Source organism: Aphanizomenon flos-aquae FACHB-1287, from assembly GCF_014698755.1.
GTDB lineage: Bacteria > Cyanobacteriota > Cyanobacteriia > Cyanobacteriales > Nostocaceae > Dolichospermum > Dolichospermum flosaquae.
Genome location: NZ_JACJTO010000012.1, coordinates 81,448 through 99,760 on the forward strand (window position 1 = coordinate 81,448; position 18,313 = coordinate 99,760).

16 protein-coding genes are annotated in these 18,313 nt (G+C 35.3%); 9 read left to right on the forward strand and 7 right to left on the reverse strand.

The genetic code is table 11. The features are described from left to right. Positions 1-5: 5 nt before the first annotated feature. Positions 6-371, reverse strand: coding sequence for a response regulator transcription factor (locus tag H6G44_RS08215; RefSeq protein WP_190386004.1), 366 nt, complete (start codon positions 369-371; stop codon positions 6-8). A gap of 156 nt (positions 372-527) precedes the next feature. Beyond that, on the reverse strand, positions 528-1,748 hold the full coding sequence (locus H6G44_RS08220; protein WP_190386005.1) for a response regulator: 1,221 nt from the start codon (positions 1,746-1,748) through the stop codon (positions 528-530). A gap of 370 nt (positions 1,749-2,118) precedes the next feature. On the opposite strand from H6G44_RS08220, the gene hmpF reads away from it, so the two are divergent. Further along, on the forward strand, positions 2,119-3,867 hold the full coding sequence (gene hmpF / locus H6G44_RS08225; RefSeq protein ID WP_190386006.1) for a pilus motility taxis protein HmpF: 1,749 nt from the start codon (positions 2,119-2,121) through the stop codon (positions 3,865-3,867). A gap of 222 nt (positions 3,868-4,089) precedes the next feature. Here the strand turns inward: hmpF and tilS are convergent, their stop codons facing one another. Continuing rightward, positions 4,090-5,085: a tRNA lysidine(34) synthetase TilS gene (tilS, locus tag H6G44_RS08230; RefSeq protein WP_190386007.1), complete on the reverse strand. Its 996-nt coding sequence runs from the start codon at positions 5,083-5,085 to the stop codon at positions 4,090-4,092. Between the two features lie 718 nt (positions 5,086-5,803). On the opposite strand from tilS, the gene H6G44_RS08235 reads away from it, so the two are divergent. Beyond that, positions 5,804-6,415: a hypothetical protein gene (locus H6G44_RS08235; protein ID WP_190386008.1), complete on the forward strand. Its 612-nt coding sequence runs from the start codon at positions 5,804-5,806 to the stop codon at positions 6,413-6,415. A 39-nt stretch (positions 6,416-6,454) separates the two neighbouring features. Here the strand turns inward: H6G44_RS08235 and H6G44_RS08240 are convergent, their stop codons facing one another. Together H6G44_RS08240 and ccsB are read right to left on the reverse strand one after the other, a co-directional pair. After that, positions 6,455-7,141 carry a sterol desaturase family protein gene (locus H6G44_RS08240; protein WP_311138919.1) on the reverse strand — a complete coding sequence of 229 codons (687 nt, stop codon included), beginning with the start codon at positions 7,139-7,141 and terminating at the stop codon, positions 6,455-6,457. A gap of 195 nt (positions 7,142-7,336) precedes the next feature. Further along, a complete protein-coding gene (gene ccsB / locus H6G44_RS08245; RefSeq protein WP_190386010.1) occupies positions 7,337-8,374 on the reverse strand; it encodes a c-type cytochrome biogenesis protein CcsB in 1,038 nt (345 codons plus the stop codon). Between the two features lie 857 nt (positions 8,375-9,231). Here ccsB and H6G44_RS08250 point away from each other — a divergent pair. The 3 genes from H6G44_RS08250 (at position 9,232) to H6G44_RS08260 (ending at position 11,175) form a co-directional block, all read left to right on the forward strand. Further along, a complete protein-coding gene (locus tag H6G44_RS08250) occupies positions 9,232-9,633 on the forward strand; it encodes a GxxExxY protein (protein ID WP_190386011.1) in 402 nt (133 codons plus the stop codon). A gap of 694 nt (positions 9,634-10,327) precedes the next feature. Next, positions 10,328-10,636: a type II toxin-antitoxin system HigB family toxin gene (locus tag H6G44_RS08255; RefSeq protein ID WP_190386012.1), complete on the forward strand. Its 309-nt coding sequence runs from the start codon at positions 10,328-10,330 to the stop codon at positions 10,634-10,636. A gap of 107 nt (positions 10,637-10,743) precedes the next feature. After that, a complete protein-coding gene (locus tag H6G44_RS08260; RefSeq protein ID WP_190386013.1) occupies positions 10,744-11,175 on the forward strand; it encodes a helix-turn-helix domain-containing protein in 432 nt (143 codons plus the stop codon). A gap of 58 nt (positions 11,176-11,233) precedes the next feature. Here the strand turns inward: H6G44_RS08260 and H6G44_RS08265 are convergent, their stop codons facing one another. Then, a complete protein-coding gene (locus tag H6G44_RS08265; RefSeq protein ID WP_190386014.1) occupies positions 11,234-11,446 on the reverse strand; it encodes a FitA-like ribbon-helix-helix domain-containing protein in 213 nt (70 codons plus the stop codon). A gap of 133 nt (positions 11,447-11,579) precedes the next feature. On the opposite strand from H6G44_RS08265, the gene H6G44_RS08270 reads away from it, so the two are divergent. The 4 genes from H6G44_RS08270 to H6G44_RS08285 all read left to right on the forward strand — a co-directional run bounded on the left by H6G44_RS08270 (position 11,580) and on the right by H6G44_RS08285 (position 14,858). Beyond that, complete coding sequence (locus tag H6G44_RS08270) at positions 11,580-11,810, forward strand: hypothetical protein (protein WP_242031684.1); 231 nt, start codon at positions 11,580-11,582, stop codon at positions 11,808-11,810. A gap of 105 nt (positions 11,811-11,915) precedes the next feature. Continuing rightward, positions 11,916-12,158 carry a hypothetical protein gene (locus H6G44_RS08275; protein ID WP_028088699.1) on the forward strand — a complete coding sequence of 81 codons (243 nt, stop codon included), beginning with the start codon at positions 11,916-11,918 and terminating at the stop codon, positions 12,156-12,158. Then, entirely contained in the window at positions 12,155-12,559 is a 405-nt protein-coding gene (locus H6G44_RS08280; RefSeq protein ID WP_190386015.1) for a type II toxin-antitoxin system VapC family toxin, read from the forward strand. The genes H6G44_RS08275 and H6G44_RS08280 overlap by 4 nt, the downstream gene beginning before the upstream one ends. A gap of 502 nt (positions 12,560-13,061) precedes the next feature. Continuing rightward, positions 13,062-14,858 carry an AAA family ATPase gene (locus H6G44_RS08285; RefSeq protein ID WP_190386016.1) on the forward strand — a complete coding sequence of 599 codons (1,797 nt, stop codon included), beginning with the start codon at positions 13,062-13,064 and terminating at the stop codon, positions 14,856-14,858. A gap of 113 nt (positions 14,859-14,971) precedes the next feature. Here H6G44_RS08285 and gcvP read toward each other — a convergent pair whose 3' ends face one another. Beyond that, a complete protein-coding gene (gcvP, locus tag H6G44_RS08290; RefSeq protein ID WP_190386017.1) occupies positions 14,972-17,899 on the reverse strand; it encodes an aminomethyl-transferring glycine dehydrogenase in 2,928 nt (975 codons plus the stop codon). Positions 17,900-18,313: the final 414 nt, after the last annotated feature.

Here is an 18,313-nt window from a genome sequence, read left to right on the forward strand (position 1 = left end):
CATCCTTAGCCTCGCAGCAGTTGTTTAATTGTTCCTACCAACTCCGTTGGTTGAAATGGTTTAGCTATATAGGCATCTGCCCCTTGCCTAAACCCCCAAAAGCGATCAAATTCTTCACCTTTGGAAGAACACATCACTACAGGAACGTTTTGGGTTTTGGGATCGGATTTTAAGCGTCTACAGAGCTCATAACCATTCATCAGGGGCATGACAATATCCAAGACTACTAAATCTGGAGGTGCAATTTGAATCGCTTCTAAAGCTTCTGCACCATTGCTTGCATGGATAACTTTTAAACCACTAGCTTTCAAAAGATCTGTAATGATCTCCCTTTGGGTAATACTGTCTTCAACAATTAGAATTGTGTTCATAAGTGTCTATGTACCTCCTGATTTAGATTTTCCTCAACGGAAAATAATTTGCTCTCACTCACAAGAATAACTGTATAAATTAAGGCTATCTTCTCTAATTTACTGTATCATAAACTGAGTTAGACAAGTAATTTTACTCTTTCACATTTTTACCGATCAACAAGTCTTATATCGCTGTATAACTGGACAACCATCTAAATTAAGGTATTGCTCTACTATGATTAGCAATTCTTGATCTGTAAAGGGTTTAGTCAGATAATCATTTGCTCCTGCCATCCTGGCGCGAATACGATCCATAAATTCGTCTTTGCTGGTTAGTATAATAATTGGTACAGTTTGAAATATTGTGGAATGCCTCAGCATGGTACAAATTTCATAACCATCTAATTCGGCCATCATCATCTTACAAAGAATTAAGTCTGGCTGAAGTTCAAAAACTAGACTCAGAGCTTGCAAGGGATTGGTAATTGAAATCGTTTCATAACCCTGTAATGCTAAAATTGATTCTATCGTTTCACAAATCACTAGTGTATCTTCAATACATACTATCCGCCTTTTATATTTTTTTACCGCCATGGTTTGTTTTTCTTGACCAAATCTATCTATCTCTGAATATACCAATTCTAGCCAACCTTGTTCCACATAAGGATATATCGCTTTTGCTAAGGTTAAAGTATCGCGGTTGAGATAGCGAGCTAATTGGCGCAAAGAAGTTTTCCCGTCAGCCCATTTATGTAATTTTTTGACTGTATCTTCTGATAGTGAGGTAGTTAATTTAGCTTTATCACTTAAAATGAGTAATTGTTCTGTAGACTGAATATGTGGGTATAATTGCTTCCATTCTTTAACCTGTTTAGTAATTTTAGCAATTAGTGGCGCAATTTCTAAACTAGTTAGTTGCGGTGCTAGTGCTGTCCCCCGTTCAAAAATGAAACTGCCTTGATGTAAGCTCAAAAGATCAAATAAGGTCTCTTGTACTAAGCCATAAATAATTATCCGAGCAATTTTTGGAGTAATAATGTTTTGCTGCAAAAGTGCCCAGATATAAGTGTACTCTGGAAAGTTGGTAACTGCACGACAAGCCAGTTGTTGAGATTCAACTCTCGGTTTAACTCGATAACGGCGTAAATAATCGTCAATTCGCGCTAAACTACTGTCACCTGCTTGGCAATAGACAATTTGACCATTGAGAAAAAATATAAACCATGATTGCGGCTTACTTTCCCCTCTTTGGGGATTTTTATCAGTTTCTTCTTCGCTGAGTTTATGACTTTGACGTGCTGTGTGGGTTTTCACCCATAGCTGTCCAGTTCGCTGTCCTAATTCGATTAGTTTTAGGATGCTGCAAATATCAATCTCATTTAAATTTCCCTGCATTTAGCTACAAATTACTCCTGACGCTCCAGTTTTATTCCCTCAAACTCCACAACACCACTATTTTTATTTCTATATGTTACACTCAGTCCAAATAGATAATTTTTTCAGACGCGGGAATTTTTTGCTAGGACGCTCCTACCGGTCTTTGAAACTTATTTTGAGACTATCTATTGGTCAAAAACATAATTATGGGGTAATAAAAATGATTTTAATTAGGGATAAGCAAGTGTTAAGATATACCATGCGAAGGAAAGCAAATAATAATTAAGTTTAAGTCTGTAAAACAGATGCTAAATTCATCTCATTATCAATTTAATCGATTTATCAAAAGTATAAACCAGACAAAAAGTACATCAAAAGGATCAGGGGTGTGCTATATTTAGCAGAAATACAAAAACAGAGGGGTGGTCTACTTGGTGGCGGTGGTAAAAGTGAACTAAAATTACTTGCTTCTCAACGTAGTGACCAAAATTGGAGTTCAGTACCAGATGAAACGATTGTTGCTGATGAAGCAAGTAAATTCAATGACGGCGCATTGGTGCTTGTGGATTTAAGTCCTAATCGTCAGGTACAGCGGATTCAAGAAGCAGGTCGTCCATTAGTAAATATTTTACAGAATCTCTCCCGACAGGTAGAAAGGTTCAAACTCAAGGAAGAGGAAATTGACCAGTGGAAACAGTCGCTGAATTTACAGGTTCAAGAACTGAATCGCCGGGAAATGGAAATGGAATCTCTTTGGGAGCAAGTACAAAAACTAGAGAATGATTCTAAAAATGTAGAGAGACAACAGCAATCAATTGATACATCTCGCACAGAGACTGAACGCTTACAGGCAGAGCTTGAACGTAATCGTCAGGAGTTGGAAGGCGCGTGGGAACACTTACGAGTTGAACAGCGCTCTTTGCAAGAGACTATGTCGAAAGTTCAAAAGTCTCAATTTGTAGATGAAGAGCTTAAATCTGTACTAGATAGTTTAATTAATCGCTTATCTGCGCCAATTCTTTCCATTGACGAGGTGAGGAAGTATCTTAATTACGCTTTTGAATTTTCTGATCAGCAGCAGAATAATTTAAATATACATTGGCAAAAGTTGGAGGTTCAACGTCACTCAGCTAATCAGCAGCAGAAGGAGGGAGAAGAACTGGTGCAAATTCTGTTTAGTAACAAGCAACAATTGCAACAGGCACAAGATTATTTAGCACAACAACTTACCCAGATGCAATTAAAAACGGCTGTAGTTAATAGTAAACGGGAATTGGCTACTATACTCAAATGGCATCTAGGAAGTGAGGAGGAATTGTCTCAAAAGCTGCGTATTTTGGTAGTTAACACTGATGTTAAAGTTTCTAAACCAGAAGTTGATGTGACAGCTTTGGAGCAAATGCCCATGAAAGAATTGGAGAGAATGATCCAAGATTGTCAGGACAAATTGGAGCGTGATTCTGGCTTTGTACAGGAACAAGAACAGGAACTTAAATACAAGCAAGAACTTATAGAGGAAATTCAGCAAAAAATTGTTCATTCATCCGAAGAAGAAAAGGTTAATTTAGAATCAGAACTAGCTGATGAACAGGATCTTTACCAGATGCTAAACAAAAGTTTAGTCGGACAAAGATGTAATTTGATTGGTCAGCAAAAAACCCTCCAACAAAACCAAGTTGTTTTATGGCAAAGACAAGGGATTTTGTTGGATACAAAGGGTGAGCCTAGTGATTTTGAGTCCATAATTTCGGAACTTGAAACCCAAAAACAGCAAAAATCTGCGGAAATCGAAGGTCTAGAGATTTATATAGCTCAGATGCTAACTGCTATGGAAACAGATCAGGAGCTAATTAACCATGAAACCCAGGAAGTAGAAGAAAAGCGTCGAAAAGTCAACTCTCTAGAGGAACAATTCCTAAATTTACGAATGGCAAGTGCTGAATATATGGGAAGAATTAGTCTGTATCAAGAAGCTTTACAACCTATTCAAGATGCTCTTGATCGTTTACGAGAGCAGTTAGACATGATTGCGGGATCTTTAACTCAATTACAAGAATTTGATGATTCTCGGATGCAGGTTGTTGCTGAGTTGCGTCAGGTAATTGGGAGTTTTATGAATCTGTCAGAGGTTAATTAATACTAACCTTTGTTGATTATAGCAGTTCCCATACTCGTTAGATACAAAGTTTTTTAGTTTTAGGAACGGTGAACAATGAATAAACATATGTGTACTTGATTATAATGGGGGGAAATATATTTTAACAGATCCTTGTATCTTGTACAAGTTTCATGGCCAAATTAATCTCAATGTTACTGGAAAAGGCTTTTTAGAGCTTTTAGACTGGAATTTCTTGGCAGTTCAGAGGCTAATTGAGCCCGATAGTGTCAGGTAAATCCAGTCGCCTTGTACTGTGGCTGTAAAACCTCCAGGAAAAGGATCTGTTTGGGAACGATTGGGGGCTGTAATTAAAGCTGTTAATTTTTCAATGTGTTCAAAGTTGGGAGTATGGGGAAGTATTTCTTGGAGGATCTGACGCATGACGCGACGTTGTACTGCTAGGGGTGCTTTTTTTAATGTCCGCCTACTTATTTGTAAATCATCTTGATCGCTCTTTGCTGAGGCTTCTAGCCGCCATTGAAGGGCTGTTTGTTCCAGAAAGTCTACCTCTGCTTGTAGTAATTCTGCGGTTTGGGCCAAGTTTGCTTCTACTTGGGGGTTGAAATTTTCTTTGAGATATGGAATCAGTTCTTGACGAATACGGTTTCTTGCATACTGTAAATTTTGATTGGTGGAATCTTCCCAAATTGGTAAATTAAACTCTTGACAAAACTGTTCTGTTTGGGGACGGGTAATTTCTAATAAGGGGCGGACTAGGGTAATATTGTTGGTGAGGGGACGTTGCCAAGTTAGGGCTTGTAAACCATCTGCACCAGTACCACGGATTAAATTGTATAGTAAAGTTTCCGCGCGATCGCTGGCGGTGTGTCCGGTAATAATATATTGATAGTTATAACATTGGGCTATGTCTGTTAAAGCTTGATATCGCCAATTTCTGGCTGTAGCTTCAGTATTAATAGGTTGGTTGGCTGTTTTTAAATAAAAGGGTGTGTTCCAAGTTTTCGCTAAATTGGCGACGTGGTGGGCATTGGCTTGGGAGTCTTCACGCCAACAATGATCACAATGGGCTATAGCTAAGTTCCATCCCCATTTATATTGTAAATCTAATAGTAATTTAATTAAGCAGAGGGAATCTTGTCCACCGGAAACTGCGACTAATATATTTTTGTCGCGCTCAAATAAATGACGGACGCGGATGGTACGATGTATTTGGGCGTGGAGGGGTGTCCATGTCATAATAGATATTTAATCCAAGAGAGAAAAAGACCACTAATTACACATAGAACAACGAACTTATTGCTCCGATGAATTATAGCCCAGTGTTCCCACTATTGTTGTAGGAATAGTGTGCTTTTGAGTTTTTTGGATAAATTCTTTACCACAAGAGTTTCATGATTCAATTTTGTACCTCATCTTCAGCGGAAAACACTGATGCGGTGTGAACACTTATCTGAGGAGTTCCCTAGAGTTCTGTAGCTCTCGTAACAAAATTTTTATTAGGGTATATGTTTTTGTGTTTTTCTATGAAGTTATTAAATATACGCTCAAACTCTTGTTTATTCTTCCTGGATTTTAATTGTATTGGTTCTATATTCACTTTTATGACTATTTTACAGTAAGTTAATATCAATTATAATCTGTTGCTATTATGACTTGTAAAATGGTGGTATTTACGCAAGTAATCTGAAAAATTAAATCTCTATTATGGGGTTGACACTTATAAGTAAATATGTCACATTTGTGTTTGAGAGATATGTCACTGGATAGCAATATCAAATTTTGTGACATACCTGGGGTGGTAAGAAATGCTTTTATAACCAAAGCCAGTTAAATTCTGGACAGATTTTACTGATATCGCAGCAAAGTCAATTTTACACAGTCTCTAACTCAAAATAATTTCGTTTTTCAGGTTGAAAATTAAGGAATAACATTTTACTATCAGGAGCCATAAGTTATGAAATTGAATCCCAACTTAAAGCCAATTATAAGTTCTCTGTTCTCACTAGCTTTGTTGTCCATACAAAATCCAGCAATTGCATTAGTAAATCAAGGTAAATTAGAAAATTCTTCAATTAATTTAGGACTGAATATAACCAAAGAATTTACCAGAAAACAACCAATTCAAATTGCCACAGATGATGAATATTGGGGACCACAAGGAGATTTTAATATTTTGATGCCTGGAGATGTAGTAGAGAATAATAAAGAACTGCTGGTAACAGCAAATACGGCAACAGAAACAGTATATATGATCTTTCATGGAGATCTACCGACAGATACTGATTATTTAAGCTCGGAAGGGATTCGAGAAGTTTTACAAATCTCTCTGAGAAAAAACCTGGATATAAAAGGTAAAGTTGTGAAAAGCACAAATATGGTAATTGAAGGATATCCAGGTATTGAGTTGCTAGTACAACATTCTGATGGTAGTCTAGGACAATATCAAGGATATGTGGTCAAACGACGACTTTATTTAATCGGAGCTAGAGCAAAGGATGAATTAACCACAGAAGCGACTAATTTTTTCGATTCTTTTAGGGTGTATCCGAGCAAGATTGTTAATTAAATTTAGAGTGAGTATTGTCCTAAAATTGTCTGCTGACGGTTAAATATCTTTACCAACTCCCAACTTTTTTGTCATCACATCTGTATTCATCAATTTATCCCAAAACCGAAAATAAAGGCCATAATTGCAATTGAATTTATGATGATGAAAAGTATGGTGGGTTGGTGTAATCCAATTTTTACCCCAAAAACCAATCATCCAAGAACGGGGATAAATTTCATAACCGGTATGATTGACAACGCCAAATATGGTCATTAAAGTTAATAATAAAAGTACCATACTAATGTGAATGGGAATAATAAAAACTAGAATGGGAATAATAATTGCTTGAATAACACTCTCAAAAGGGTCAAAAGAAAAAGATGCCCAGGGTGTAGGATTAATAGATTCGTGATGTATTTGATGATAACGACGATATATTCTAGGAATGTGTAACCAGCGGTGTGTCCAGTAAAAATAAGTATCGTGGAGAAATAAATAAATAAATAAACTCAAAGGTAAATATAATAAACTATATTCCAGAGGATTAAAATAAACTTTCGTATTTCCTGAGACAATCATAGTGATCATTAAAGTGCCGGGTACGGCAAAAATGAGACAAGATAAAAGTGACCATTTAATTTCGCTGTTGATTTTGCTTTTACGTCCGTCGAAATCATGAAGACGACGACCCTCCCAAGATTTTGGACGACGAACCCAAAGCCACCAATAGAGAAATGAGGACACAACTAGGTATCGGATTGAAAGTACAAAAAACATAAACAAAGTCAAGATAGCAAATTGTATTAAGTTAGGGAGCATAGGGGTAGTATCTGAAGTTACAGGTCAAGCTTATCATCATTAAACAAAATGTTACTTAAAATATTAATTTGATTTCAATCCCCTCAATTTAAGAGTTAAGGGGGTTATTGGGTAAGATGATTACAAAAACCAACCGTAGGAGTGTAAACCTTTACCCAAAAGATTCACACCTAGGTAACAAATCCAAACTACTATAAAACCAGCAGCGGCTAAAATTGCGGGTTTTCGGCCTTGCCAACCGCGAGTTATTCTAGAATGTAGATAGGCTGCGAATACTAACCAGGTAATTAGCGCCCAAGTTTCTTTGGGGTCCCAACTCCAGTAAGAACCCCAGGCTTCATTAGCCCAAACACCACCAGCGATAATACCGATAGTTAGGAGGGGAAATCCTAAGCCAATAATACGGTAACTAATATTATCCAGGGTTTCAGCTAAATTTAGGCGTTGCGGTGAAAGGGTTTCAGTAGTTTCACTAGGGATAGTTGTGACTATATCTAAAACTGCTGTTCCATTCCCGGTGTTTTTGCTTTCTATGCGTGAAAAGCCGTTAGTTTCCGCTGTGGTTGTAGATGTAACTAACTCACCTGCTTTGAGTAGTTTATAGCCATTACTACGATAACCGCCATTACCGAAGGAACTACCTTGTAATTGGATGTTTTGTCCACCAGTAACAATTAAAAAAGCGATCGCTAATAATGCCCCTACCATTAAAGCAGAGTAGCTTAACATCATGACGCTAACGTGCATCATCAGCCAGTTAGATTTTAAAGCCGGGACTAAAGGCTCTGAAATCTGCATATTTGATGGTAGGGTTAAAGTAGCAAAAGCAGCAATTCCCATGGCTACAGGTGCAGTGACAACTCCTACCAAACGGCTACGACTGCTATTTTCAGCAATTAGATGTACAGCGGTAATTCCCCAGGTGAGGAAAAATAGAGACTCATAGAGATTACTGAGGGGAAAATAACCCGCTTCTATCCATCTTGCCCCTAATAAAGTAGCCATACACAGGTTAGCGATGGCCATTCCAGCAGTCCCCAAAGCCGCTGTCACGGATAAACTGGGAAAAGCTGCTCCCACCCAATACACTAACATTGTACAGAACAAGACAGCAAAGGAGGCGTTATCTAGCCAGTTCTGGAGTACAACCAGATTCATAAAAATTCTCTCCAGTAATACTTGAAAAATCAATTGCGATTATCTTGATTCTATCTGGTTTTGGGGATTTAATTTTCAAAATTCATTTGACTAAATTTGTCCACGTTTAGATATAATTTAGGATGGGGATGGTATTAAGACTTACGCAAATATCCTCCAAACTCTCATTTCTCTGTATTCTATGTACCTAAAGTGGTATGATCAATAGCAAATGAAGCTGCACTTGCTTCTTCTGAAGAATGACAGTATTCACAAAGAAATTTTGCTCTTTCTCTACCTAATTTTTTGCTTGTCTCGTTAACTGTTATGATTCAGTTTGTCAATGAAAACTATATTTAATTATTTCTACTTGTCCAGATTCTATTTTAAAAAACTCAAACATTTCTAAAAAACTACCATCTTTTAATATTTTTCATAAGGCTTGTTCTAACTTATGGATTTTTGTTAAAATATCTTTGCGGAGTTCGCATAAACTAAAGCATTCAAAAAAATCTATTTCATCTCCTAAACTTCCTGAGTTAAATTGTTCTACAAATTGTTCAGAAGTGAGTTGATATTTTTTTCAAACTTATCTATATCTAAGTTATATAGAGTTTTAGTGAAATAAAAGCTAGTTCCGTTTTTGCACCTGACTTAAGATTTAAGACAATTAATGGAATTAGGTAAAAATTAATGATTTGAGAAAAAGAATTAGCTGATCGTAGGGGTGGAATGTAACTGTATTTTATAGTCTTCAAATCTCACGAACAATTTATCAATAACAATCCTGTAAATCCTATAATCCTGGATATCCTGATTCAGACAATTACAATTTCAGCATCCCACCAATAACTTACAAATAACAATCCTGTAAATCCATGAACACAAGTAATACCCAAAATCTAAAATTAGACGAAATTACATATATAATCAATGGATGTGCAATGAAAATACACCGAACTTTGGGAAACGGTTTTCAGGAGGTTATTTATCAAAGATGTATGGAAATTGAGTTGCAAAAATCAGGTTTAGGTTTTGGAAGGGAGGCGGAACAAGTAATTTATTATGAGGGAATTGAAGTAGGAACAAGAAGGGCGGATTTTATAGTTGAAAATCAGGTTGTGGTGGAGTTGAAAGCGGTTATTTCTTTAGAAGATGTTCATTTAGCGCAAGCGAAAAATTATTTGGTAGCTTATAATTTTCCTGTTGGTTTATTGATTAATTTTGGTGGGTTGAAGTTGGAATATAAGAAGGTTTTTAATCCTAGATTTCAGGGTTAATTTGTCTGAATCAGGATTTCCAGGATTAGAGGATTTTCAGGATGTTGTTGTTTATTTGCAGTGGGGATTTGAGGATTTTAATTGTCTGAATCAGGATAACCAGGATTATAGGATTTACATGATGTGGTTTTTTATTTGAAGTGGGGATTTTGAGGATGTTTTTTGTCTGAATCAGGATAACCAGGATTTAAGGATTTTCAGGATGTAGTTGTTTGATTGTCTATAAAATGTAGAGATTTTGGGATGATAGATAAGTTATCAGTTAAATTATCCGCTGTTAATTCTTGACTATTACTGTAACTGGATTTTATAATCTTCAAATCTTCACAGACAATTTATCAAGAACAATCCTGTACATCCTAAAATCCTGGACATCCTGATTCTGACAATTACAATTTCAGCATCCCATCAACAACCTACAAATTACCATCCTGTACATCCTAAAATCCTGGATATCCTGATTCTGACAATTAAAATTTCAGCATCTCACCAATACTTTTAGTGATTTGTACGTAAGCCATAAGAGTAAAAAAAATTAAGTAAAATAATTATAAATTAAATACTTGCTTTTAAATTCGCATTTTGCTAAGATTATTTTACAGCCTTTTTAAGGCCTTTTAATTAATTCACTTAGAACTAATGTAAGAGGTAAGTATGATGTTGATTGCAAAATGTAGAGGAAAACCATACATATATGCGGATTATTTCAGAAACCAAACTTAAAAAAGCTTGTGAAAAGCACTCTGATGCCGAATTTAGCATACAAGCCTGGAAGAAGCTTGTAAAGGAGCAAGACTGGAAGAGTCCTAATGAAATAAAAGCTACTTCCGTTTTTGCACCTGACTTAGTTAAAAACTTTGTTATTTTTGACATTGGAGGAAATAAGTATCGGTTAATAACTTGTATTAACTATAAAACCAAAGTCATATATATCCGTGATTTTCTCACTCATGCAGAATATGATAGAGATAAATGGAAAGATGATCAATGGTTTAATAGCTAATACTAATGAGGATTGATGAATTAGGTAAAACTAAGATTGGTATTATTCAATCTTAGTCCTAATATTTTTAGTCCTAATATTTAAGCAAATAATACCATAATGAACGAATGTTGAATCATCACAGCAGCTATACACAATTACTTGTATCTTTCCCCCCACGTCCTATAAAGAATGAAGAAGATTTAGAAAAAATTCAAGCAGTTGTTGATAATCTACTTGACCAGGGGGAACTAACAGAGGAAGAAGAAGACTATTTGGATTTACTGGGAATTTTAATTTATGAATATGAGGAAAAACAAAATCTGATTCCAGATATCTATGGAGTAGAACTTTTAAAAGTTTTAATTGCGGAATTAAATCTGAAACAAAAAGATTTAGTTCCTATTTTTAAAACAGAGTCAATTGTTTCCGATGTACTTAAAAACAAGCGTAAATTAACAGTTGAACATATTGAAAAGCTGGCAAAGTTTTTTAATGTTTCAGTCGCTGTATTCTTTCCAAAAAATCCATCAGAAAGAGATTTTTTAGAAGTAGCATAATGCACTATTTCAATAACAAAATCAAAACCGTGCGTTACATTTCATTCATTAACGCACCCTACAATATTTCTGGTAATTCCAAATCTTCAAAATTGGCAAAGCGTTTTTCAATCAGAGTTGCTAAATTAATCGGATTTTGAGGATTTTCTGTGAGAACAAGACGGAGCATTTCTGTAATTTCTTGTTCTAGAGAATGTCCATGTTTTTCGGCTAGTTTTTGTAACTGATTTTGCAGATCATCATCAAGGTTAGAGATTGTAATATTAGTCATAATTAATTTAAAGTTAAAGGATATGTTTATTGTACACTATTAATCTGATTTTTTTGTCTGAATCAGGATATCCAGGATTTTAGGATTTACAGGATGTTATAATATTTATAAACTTTCACCAACATATACAGTTATGGCGATCGCTATTTCCCTAACTCCAGAACTAGAAGCAAGACTACGCGAAAAAGCAACCCAACAAGGAAAAGATATCAGTTTAGTTGCGGCTGAATTATTAACAAATATCCTAGATTGGGAATTAGAAGATTCAAAAGCAGCTATTCAAGGTATTCAGCAAGGATTAGAAGATTTTGAAGCAGGTCGCTTTCGGTCTTTTGATGATTTTGCAAAAAGAACAACGTCGTAAATATAACCTGGTTCAAGATGTATAAAATCATGGTTTAATTTGATGTGAGATTTGCTATTATTGAAAATAAGGTTTAAGACAATTAACTGAATTAGGTAAAAATCAATGATTTCAGAACAAGAATTATTAACAAAGTGGCGATCATTACCCCAGGATAAACAACAGGAAGTCTTAAAATTTGTGGAACTTATGCAATTGAAAACCACAGCAAAAAAACCTCCTTTGGGGGAACGTTTGCGAGAAATTCGCTCTAAAATTGTTGCATCTGGTAAACCTTTATTAAATGCAGATGAAATAGAAAAAGAATTAGCTGATCGTAGGGGTGGAATCCAAGGTAGAGAAGAATGATTATAACTTATATTGATTCGGGTGTGTTATTGAGTGCAACCAATGGTAATGGTTTAATTGCAGAAAAAGCATTAGAAATACTATCAGACTCACACCGGGTATTTGCTGCTAGTGAGTTTGTCAGATTGGAGGTAAGTCCTAAAGCAGTTTATCATCAGCAAACGGAAGAATCTCAATTTTATGAAGAGTTTTTTAATGATGTTATTTACTGGGCAAATGATTTAACTTATATTGTACAAGAGGCTTATAAAATTGCTTCTCGGTATGGATTAGCTGCTATGGATGCACTTCATGTAGCTGCTGCTTTTTCTGTTGGTGCTGAGGAGTTAATTACTACTGAGAAGAAAACAAAACCTATGCACAAAGTAGTTGGTATTAAAGTAATTTCTATTTTTGATTAGGATGTTTTTTGTCTGAATCAGGATAACCAGAATTAGAGGATGTACAGGATGTAATTTTTTTATTGTTTAGGAAAAATGGCAATTTTTGGATGATAGATAATATACTGTGATTGTAATTATCATTTTTCAATATTCACAGACAATTCACCAATAACAATCCTGTACATCCTAAAATCCTGGACATCCTCATTCAGACAAAAAATATGAATCAGATATTTTCATTATGTTGGGTTACGTTCCTTAATCTAAGCTAGAAGATGAGCGATTACAACCCACATTCCGCACCCTCAACTGTCACACAACGAAAATTGGTCGTTTGGGGATTTTGGATTGGCGATCGCTATCTGAAATTTCCCAAAGTTTGTATAAAAATTGTCCTCCAAGGTATTCAAAAATCCGAAATTACCGATTGTGACACCAGGGGGTGCGGAAGGTGGGTTACAATGACCCCACAATGAGTTATACTAGGTTAAACCCCGATATTTAAAATAAGGATTTTATTATGCGAAGAGAACACTCTATTAGTGACGAAACTTTAAATAAACTTCTGTATGAACTGCAAAATAACAATATTTTTGCTTTAGTTGGTGAAAATATGAGCGGCAAGACGGAATTAATGAGAAAATTTAGAGACTCTAAAAAATACCTTCGAGAAAACATTGAATTTTTAACATTGCATATAGAATTACCTTTAAACCAATATCTTATTAGTCATAATGATAAACCATCAGAAACTATTCGTTCTGATGAAGTCATCAAAATAGTAGATAAAATTCAAAACATTAATTCAATATCACCTAATGATGATATTTTAAAATCAATAATAGCCAATGTTAATGAATCTTTAAGGATATTTCATGGAAATAAGGTTGATATTATTTTTGCAATATCTTTGATTATACAAATTAATTTACACACACTCGCATTACTACTGCTACTAGACTACAAAAATCTAAAAGTAATAATAAGAGAAATAGAACCTAAGAAAGAACGGACAAAAAGGCCATTAAACCAGGTCATTAGAACTACTTTAGGCATTAATATTGAAGATTTAGATAATATACCTCCAGAAGATTTAAATAATTTACATGAATGTATTCTTGATTTAATAAAAAAGTCTAATTTCAAAATTAATAATGTAAACAATGATCAAATAAATCAGGTTAAAAAATGTATTAAAGTAGTATTTAATGGTAGAAGCGAGGTAAGTTTAACACAAGCAAGCGCAGGATTAGGTGTTTTAGTCTCATTGATTTTTGTGATAGAAGCTATTTCATATTTTCAAAATATAAACTGTCTTTTGTTAATAGACGAACCTGAAGCATATTTACATCCAGCTTGGCAGAAAGAATTAATCAAATATTTGCAAAAAAAATCCAATGAAAGAATAAATATTATGTTTTCAACCCATTCTCAACATTTAATACTTACAGATAAGTTAGATTCTATAGGTTTAGTAAAGTATAGTGATAAAAAAATTGATTTTGAAAAACTTTTTGATAATATTCCTTTTATAAACCCACAAAAGGATAGGGAATTAAATATATTAAAACCTATTGAAGATGCTCTTGGAATTGAATTAAATATTTTCTCTACTCCGTTTATAACTGTAGAAGGTGAAGAAGAAATGATGTTATTTTCATATCTTTTTCCGAAATTTACATCTCAAATTCCGCCCAGAATTATTAATCTACATGGTAAAGATAATTTGATACCATATATCCTTCTTTCCAAAATATACGAAGAGCAAAATAAGGGAATAAAAAGTGTTTTTGTATTAGATGCTGATGTAGATTTTCGTTCAGCAATTAAGCACATAGAAAAACGTAAAGAAGCAATAATTAAATTACAAAATCGCTTTATTTTTATCGGAAAAAAACTGTATGATTTCCAAGAACTATATCCTAACAATGATCTGACAAAACATACAGGTAACGAGGAATGCTTAGAGGATTTCTTTGCAGTAAAAATTCTAGGACAAAACAATCAAGATGGATATAAAGAAATAAAACAAATTACAAAATATTTAGTTAACCAAATACAAGATGAAATTTTAGTAAATAAATTGATACCTATTATAGAAAATAAAAATGTAACTAAATTTAAGGATATAACAAGTATTATTGGACAAAGTATTAAAACTCCTTTTTCTTCCAGTGATCCTGAAATATACAATCAAAAACAATTAGTTCAGAAAATAAAAGAATTAGTGTTAAAGAAAGTATTAGAAGAAGAAGATAAATTAGAGAATATTAGATTTCTCATAAATCAAATTCGTCAAAAAATTACTCAGCTTTAAAAATTAACAATAAAAACAGTATATGAAAAAAATTTAGATCCCCGACTTCTGATGTCAATTTATCATTTATTGGTGGGGTAAAAAAAGAAGTCGGGGATCTTAGAGACTACAAATTAACTATAAGCCTCCATCGGTAAACAAGAACAAACAAAATTCCTATCCCCAAAAGCAGCATCTATTCTCCCCACACTTGGCCAGAACTTATATTCCTTATTCCAAAGTGCAGGATAAGCAGCTTGTTCACGGGAATAGGGATGATTCCACTCACCAACAATCAAACTTTCCGCAGTGTGAGGGGCATTTTTCAAAAGATTATCGTGAATGTCCATTGTACCAGATTCAATTGCCGCAACTTCTTCACGAATCGCAATCAAAGCATCACAAAACCTATCTAATTCCTGTTTAGATTCGCTTTCCGTTGGTTCTACCATAATTGTCCCAGCAACAGGCCAAGATACAGTAGGTGCATGAAAACCATAATCCATTAACCGCTTCGCAACATCATCAATTTCAATCTGCGCTGATTTCTTCAAACTTCGCAAATCTAAAATACATTCATGTGCGACTAAACCATTTTTTCCCTGATACAAAACCGGATAATATGACTCTAATTTCTTAGCCATGTAATTAGCATTCAAAATCGCAATTTTGGTTGCTTCCGTCAACCCATCAGCACCCATCATGATAATATACATCCAGGAAATTACCAAAATACTCGCACTACCCCAAGGTGCAGCAGAAACAGCACCAGTGAATTTTGGATTTTGGATTTTGGATTTTGGATTATTTTCCTGTATTGTCGTCACAAAATGTCCGGGTAAAAACGGGACAAGGTGGGAAGCGACACCAATGGGACCCATACCAGGACCACCACCACCATGGGGAATGCAGAAGGTTTTGTGTAAGTTCAAATGACAGACATCTGCACCAAAATCACCAGGACGACAAATACCCACTTGGGCGTTCATATTAGCGCCGTCCATGTAAACTTGTCCACCGTAACTATGAATTACCGCACAAATTTCTTGAATTGCTTCTTCAAATACTCCATGAGTTGATGGATATGTCACCATTAAAGCTGATAATTCATGACTATGTTTTTCAGCTTTGGCTTTTAAATCTTCAACATCAATATTACCATGATCATCACAAGCAACTCCTACAACTTTCATCCCACACATTACCGCACTCGCGGGATTTGTACCATGGGCAGATTGCGGAATTAAACAAACATTTCTATGTCCTTCTCCCCGACTTTGATGATATTCATGAATTACTAAAAGTCCCGCATATTCACCTTGAGAACCTGCATTTGGTTGTAAGGAAATTCCCGCAAAACCTGTAATTTCTCCTAACCATGCTTCTAATTGTTGGAAGAGAATTTGATAACCTCTAGTTTGGGAAATTGGCGCGAAAGGGTGGATTTTCCCAAATTCTGCCCAAGTTACGGGAATCATTTCCGAAGTTGCGTTTAATTTCATGGTACAAGAACCCAAGGGAATCATTGAAGTTGTTAATGATAAATCCTTGCTTTCTAGTTGATGTAAATAACGTAATAATTCTGTTTCCGAATGGTAACGGTTAAAAACTGGATGAGTCAGATATTTACTTTCTCGTAATAATGGGTAATGGGTAATTGGTAATTGGTAATTGGTAAGAGAATTAAGTTCTGTTTCACTGAAAGGTAAGTTATCTGTACCTGCGAAAATTTGCCAAATATCAATTAAATCTGCTTCTGTGGTAGTTTCATCTAAGGAAATACCCACAGTGGAATTATCAAAAATTCTCAAGTTGATATTTCTCTCATTTGCAGCGTCGAGAATTGCTTCTAATTTCGTATTTCCTAATTCTACTCGCAAGGTATCAAAGAAGTTTTCCAAAGTGATTTTATAACCTAACTTTTTCAGTCCACTTCCTAAAGTTGCGGTTAATTGATGAATATTTTCCGCAATTTCCCTGAGTCCATCAGGTCCATGATAAACTGCATACATACTCGCCATCACTGCCAATAATACCTGGGCTGTGCAGATATTACTGGTGGCTTTATCTCTGCGGATATGCTGCTCACGGGTTTGTAAGGCTAAACGGTAGGCAGGTTTGCCATGAATATCTTTTGATACTCCCACAATCCGCCCTGGAACTAAGCGTTTATACTCTTCCTTGGTGGCAAAATAAGCAGCGTGTGGTCCCCCAAAACCTAGGGGAATACCGAAGCGTTGGGTACTACCTACCGCAATATCAGCCCCTAATTCGCCGGGAGGTGTGAGTAATGTTAAACTTAAAGGATCTGCGGCTATTGTCACCAATGCACCCTGAGCATGGGACTTTTCTATAAAGTTGTGGTAGTCGTGAATTGTACCATCAGTTGCGGGATATTGCAGAACTGCACCAAAGATGGTTTCTGTAAAATCGAAGGTTTGATGATCACCGATAATGATGTTTATACCTAAAGGTTTGGCGCGTGTTTGCAATACATCAATGGTTTGAGGATGACATTCACGGGATACAAAGTAGTTATGGGATTTGTTTTTGCACACACCATAACTCATACTCATTGCTTCTGCGGCTGCTGTGGCTTCATCAAGTAAAGAAGCGTTAGCAATTTCTAAACCCGTTAAATCAATAATCATCGTTTGAAAATTTAACAACGCTTCTAAACGTCCTTGGGCAATTTCTGGCTGATAAGGCGTGTATGCTGTATACCAACCGGGATTTTCTAAAATGTTCCGTTGAATGACCGCCGGGGTGATACAATCGTAATAGCCCATGCCTATGTAAGAACGATAAACCTGATTTTTGCTGGCTATTTGCTTTAATTTGTCCAATGCTGCATATTCGCTTTGTGCTGCTGGTAATTTTAACTGTTGATGAAAGCGAATTGCCTGTGGTACTGTTTTATCAATGAGATCATCAAGGTGGGAAATACCTAATGTGTCAAGCATTTGCTGAATATCATCAGGATTTGGTCCAATGTGTCTTTGTGTAAAGTTACCCAATTTTTGATTAGTTTTGGGTTGAGTACGGGGAAGATTAGCTACCACAAGTTGTTCTCCAAAGGTTTCTATATTAATATATTGTAATGATCACTTTTGGATATTAGGGTTTTTTCTATATCTTGATTTTTTTCTCGCAGAGACGCAGAGGCACAGAGGGAGGAATTTTGAGATTAAATTGATTGGTAATGTTTCCATTTTTGCTGTAGTCGTTTTCTTTTTTCTGGTGTTAAGGTATGGAAGCAGTGAGGACAGGAAATACTTTTTTCATATTTTGGGGAGGTTTTATCTGTTTCGGAAACGGGATATCCACAACCAAAGCATAGTTCCTGATTTCCTGTTTCTAAGTTACAGCAGTTTGATATCAAGTCCAGTACAAGAATAGCTATCTAAATAGGGTCAAAAAACAATCCACAATGATTAAACCAATTGAGAGCATTTTCATCAGTAATAGCATTAACC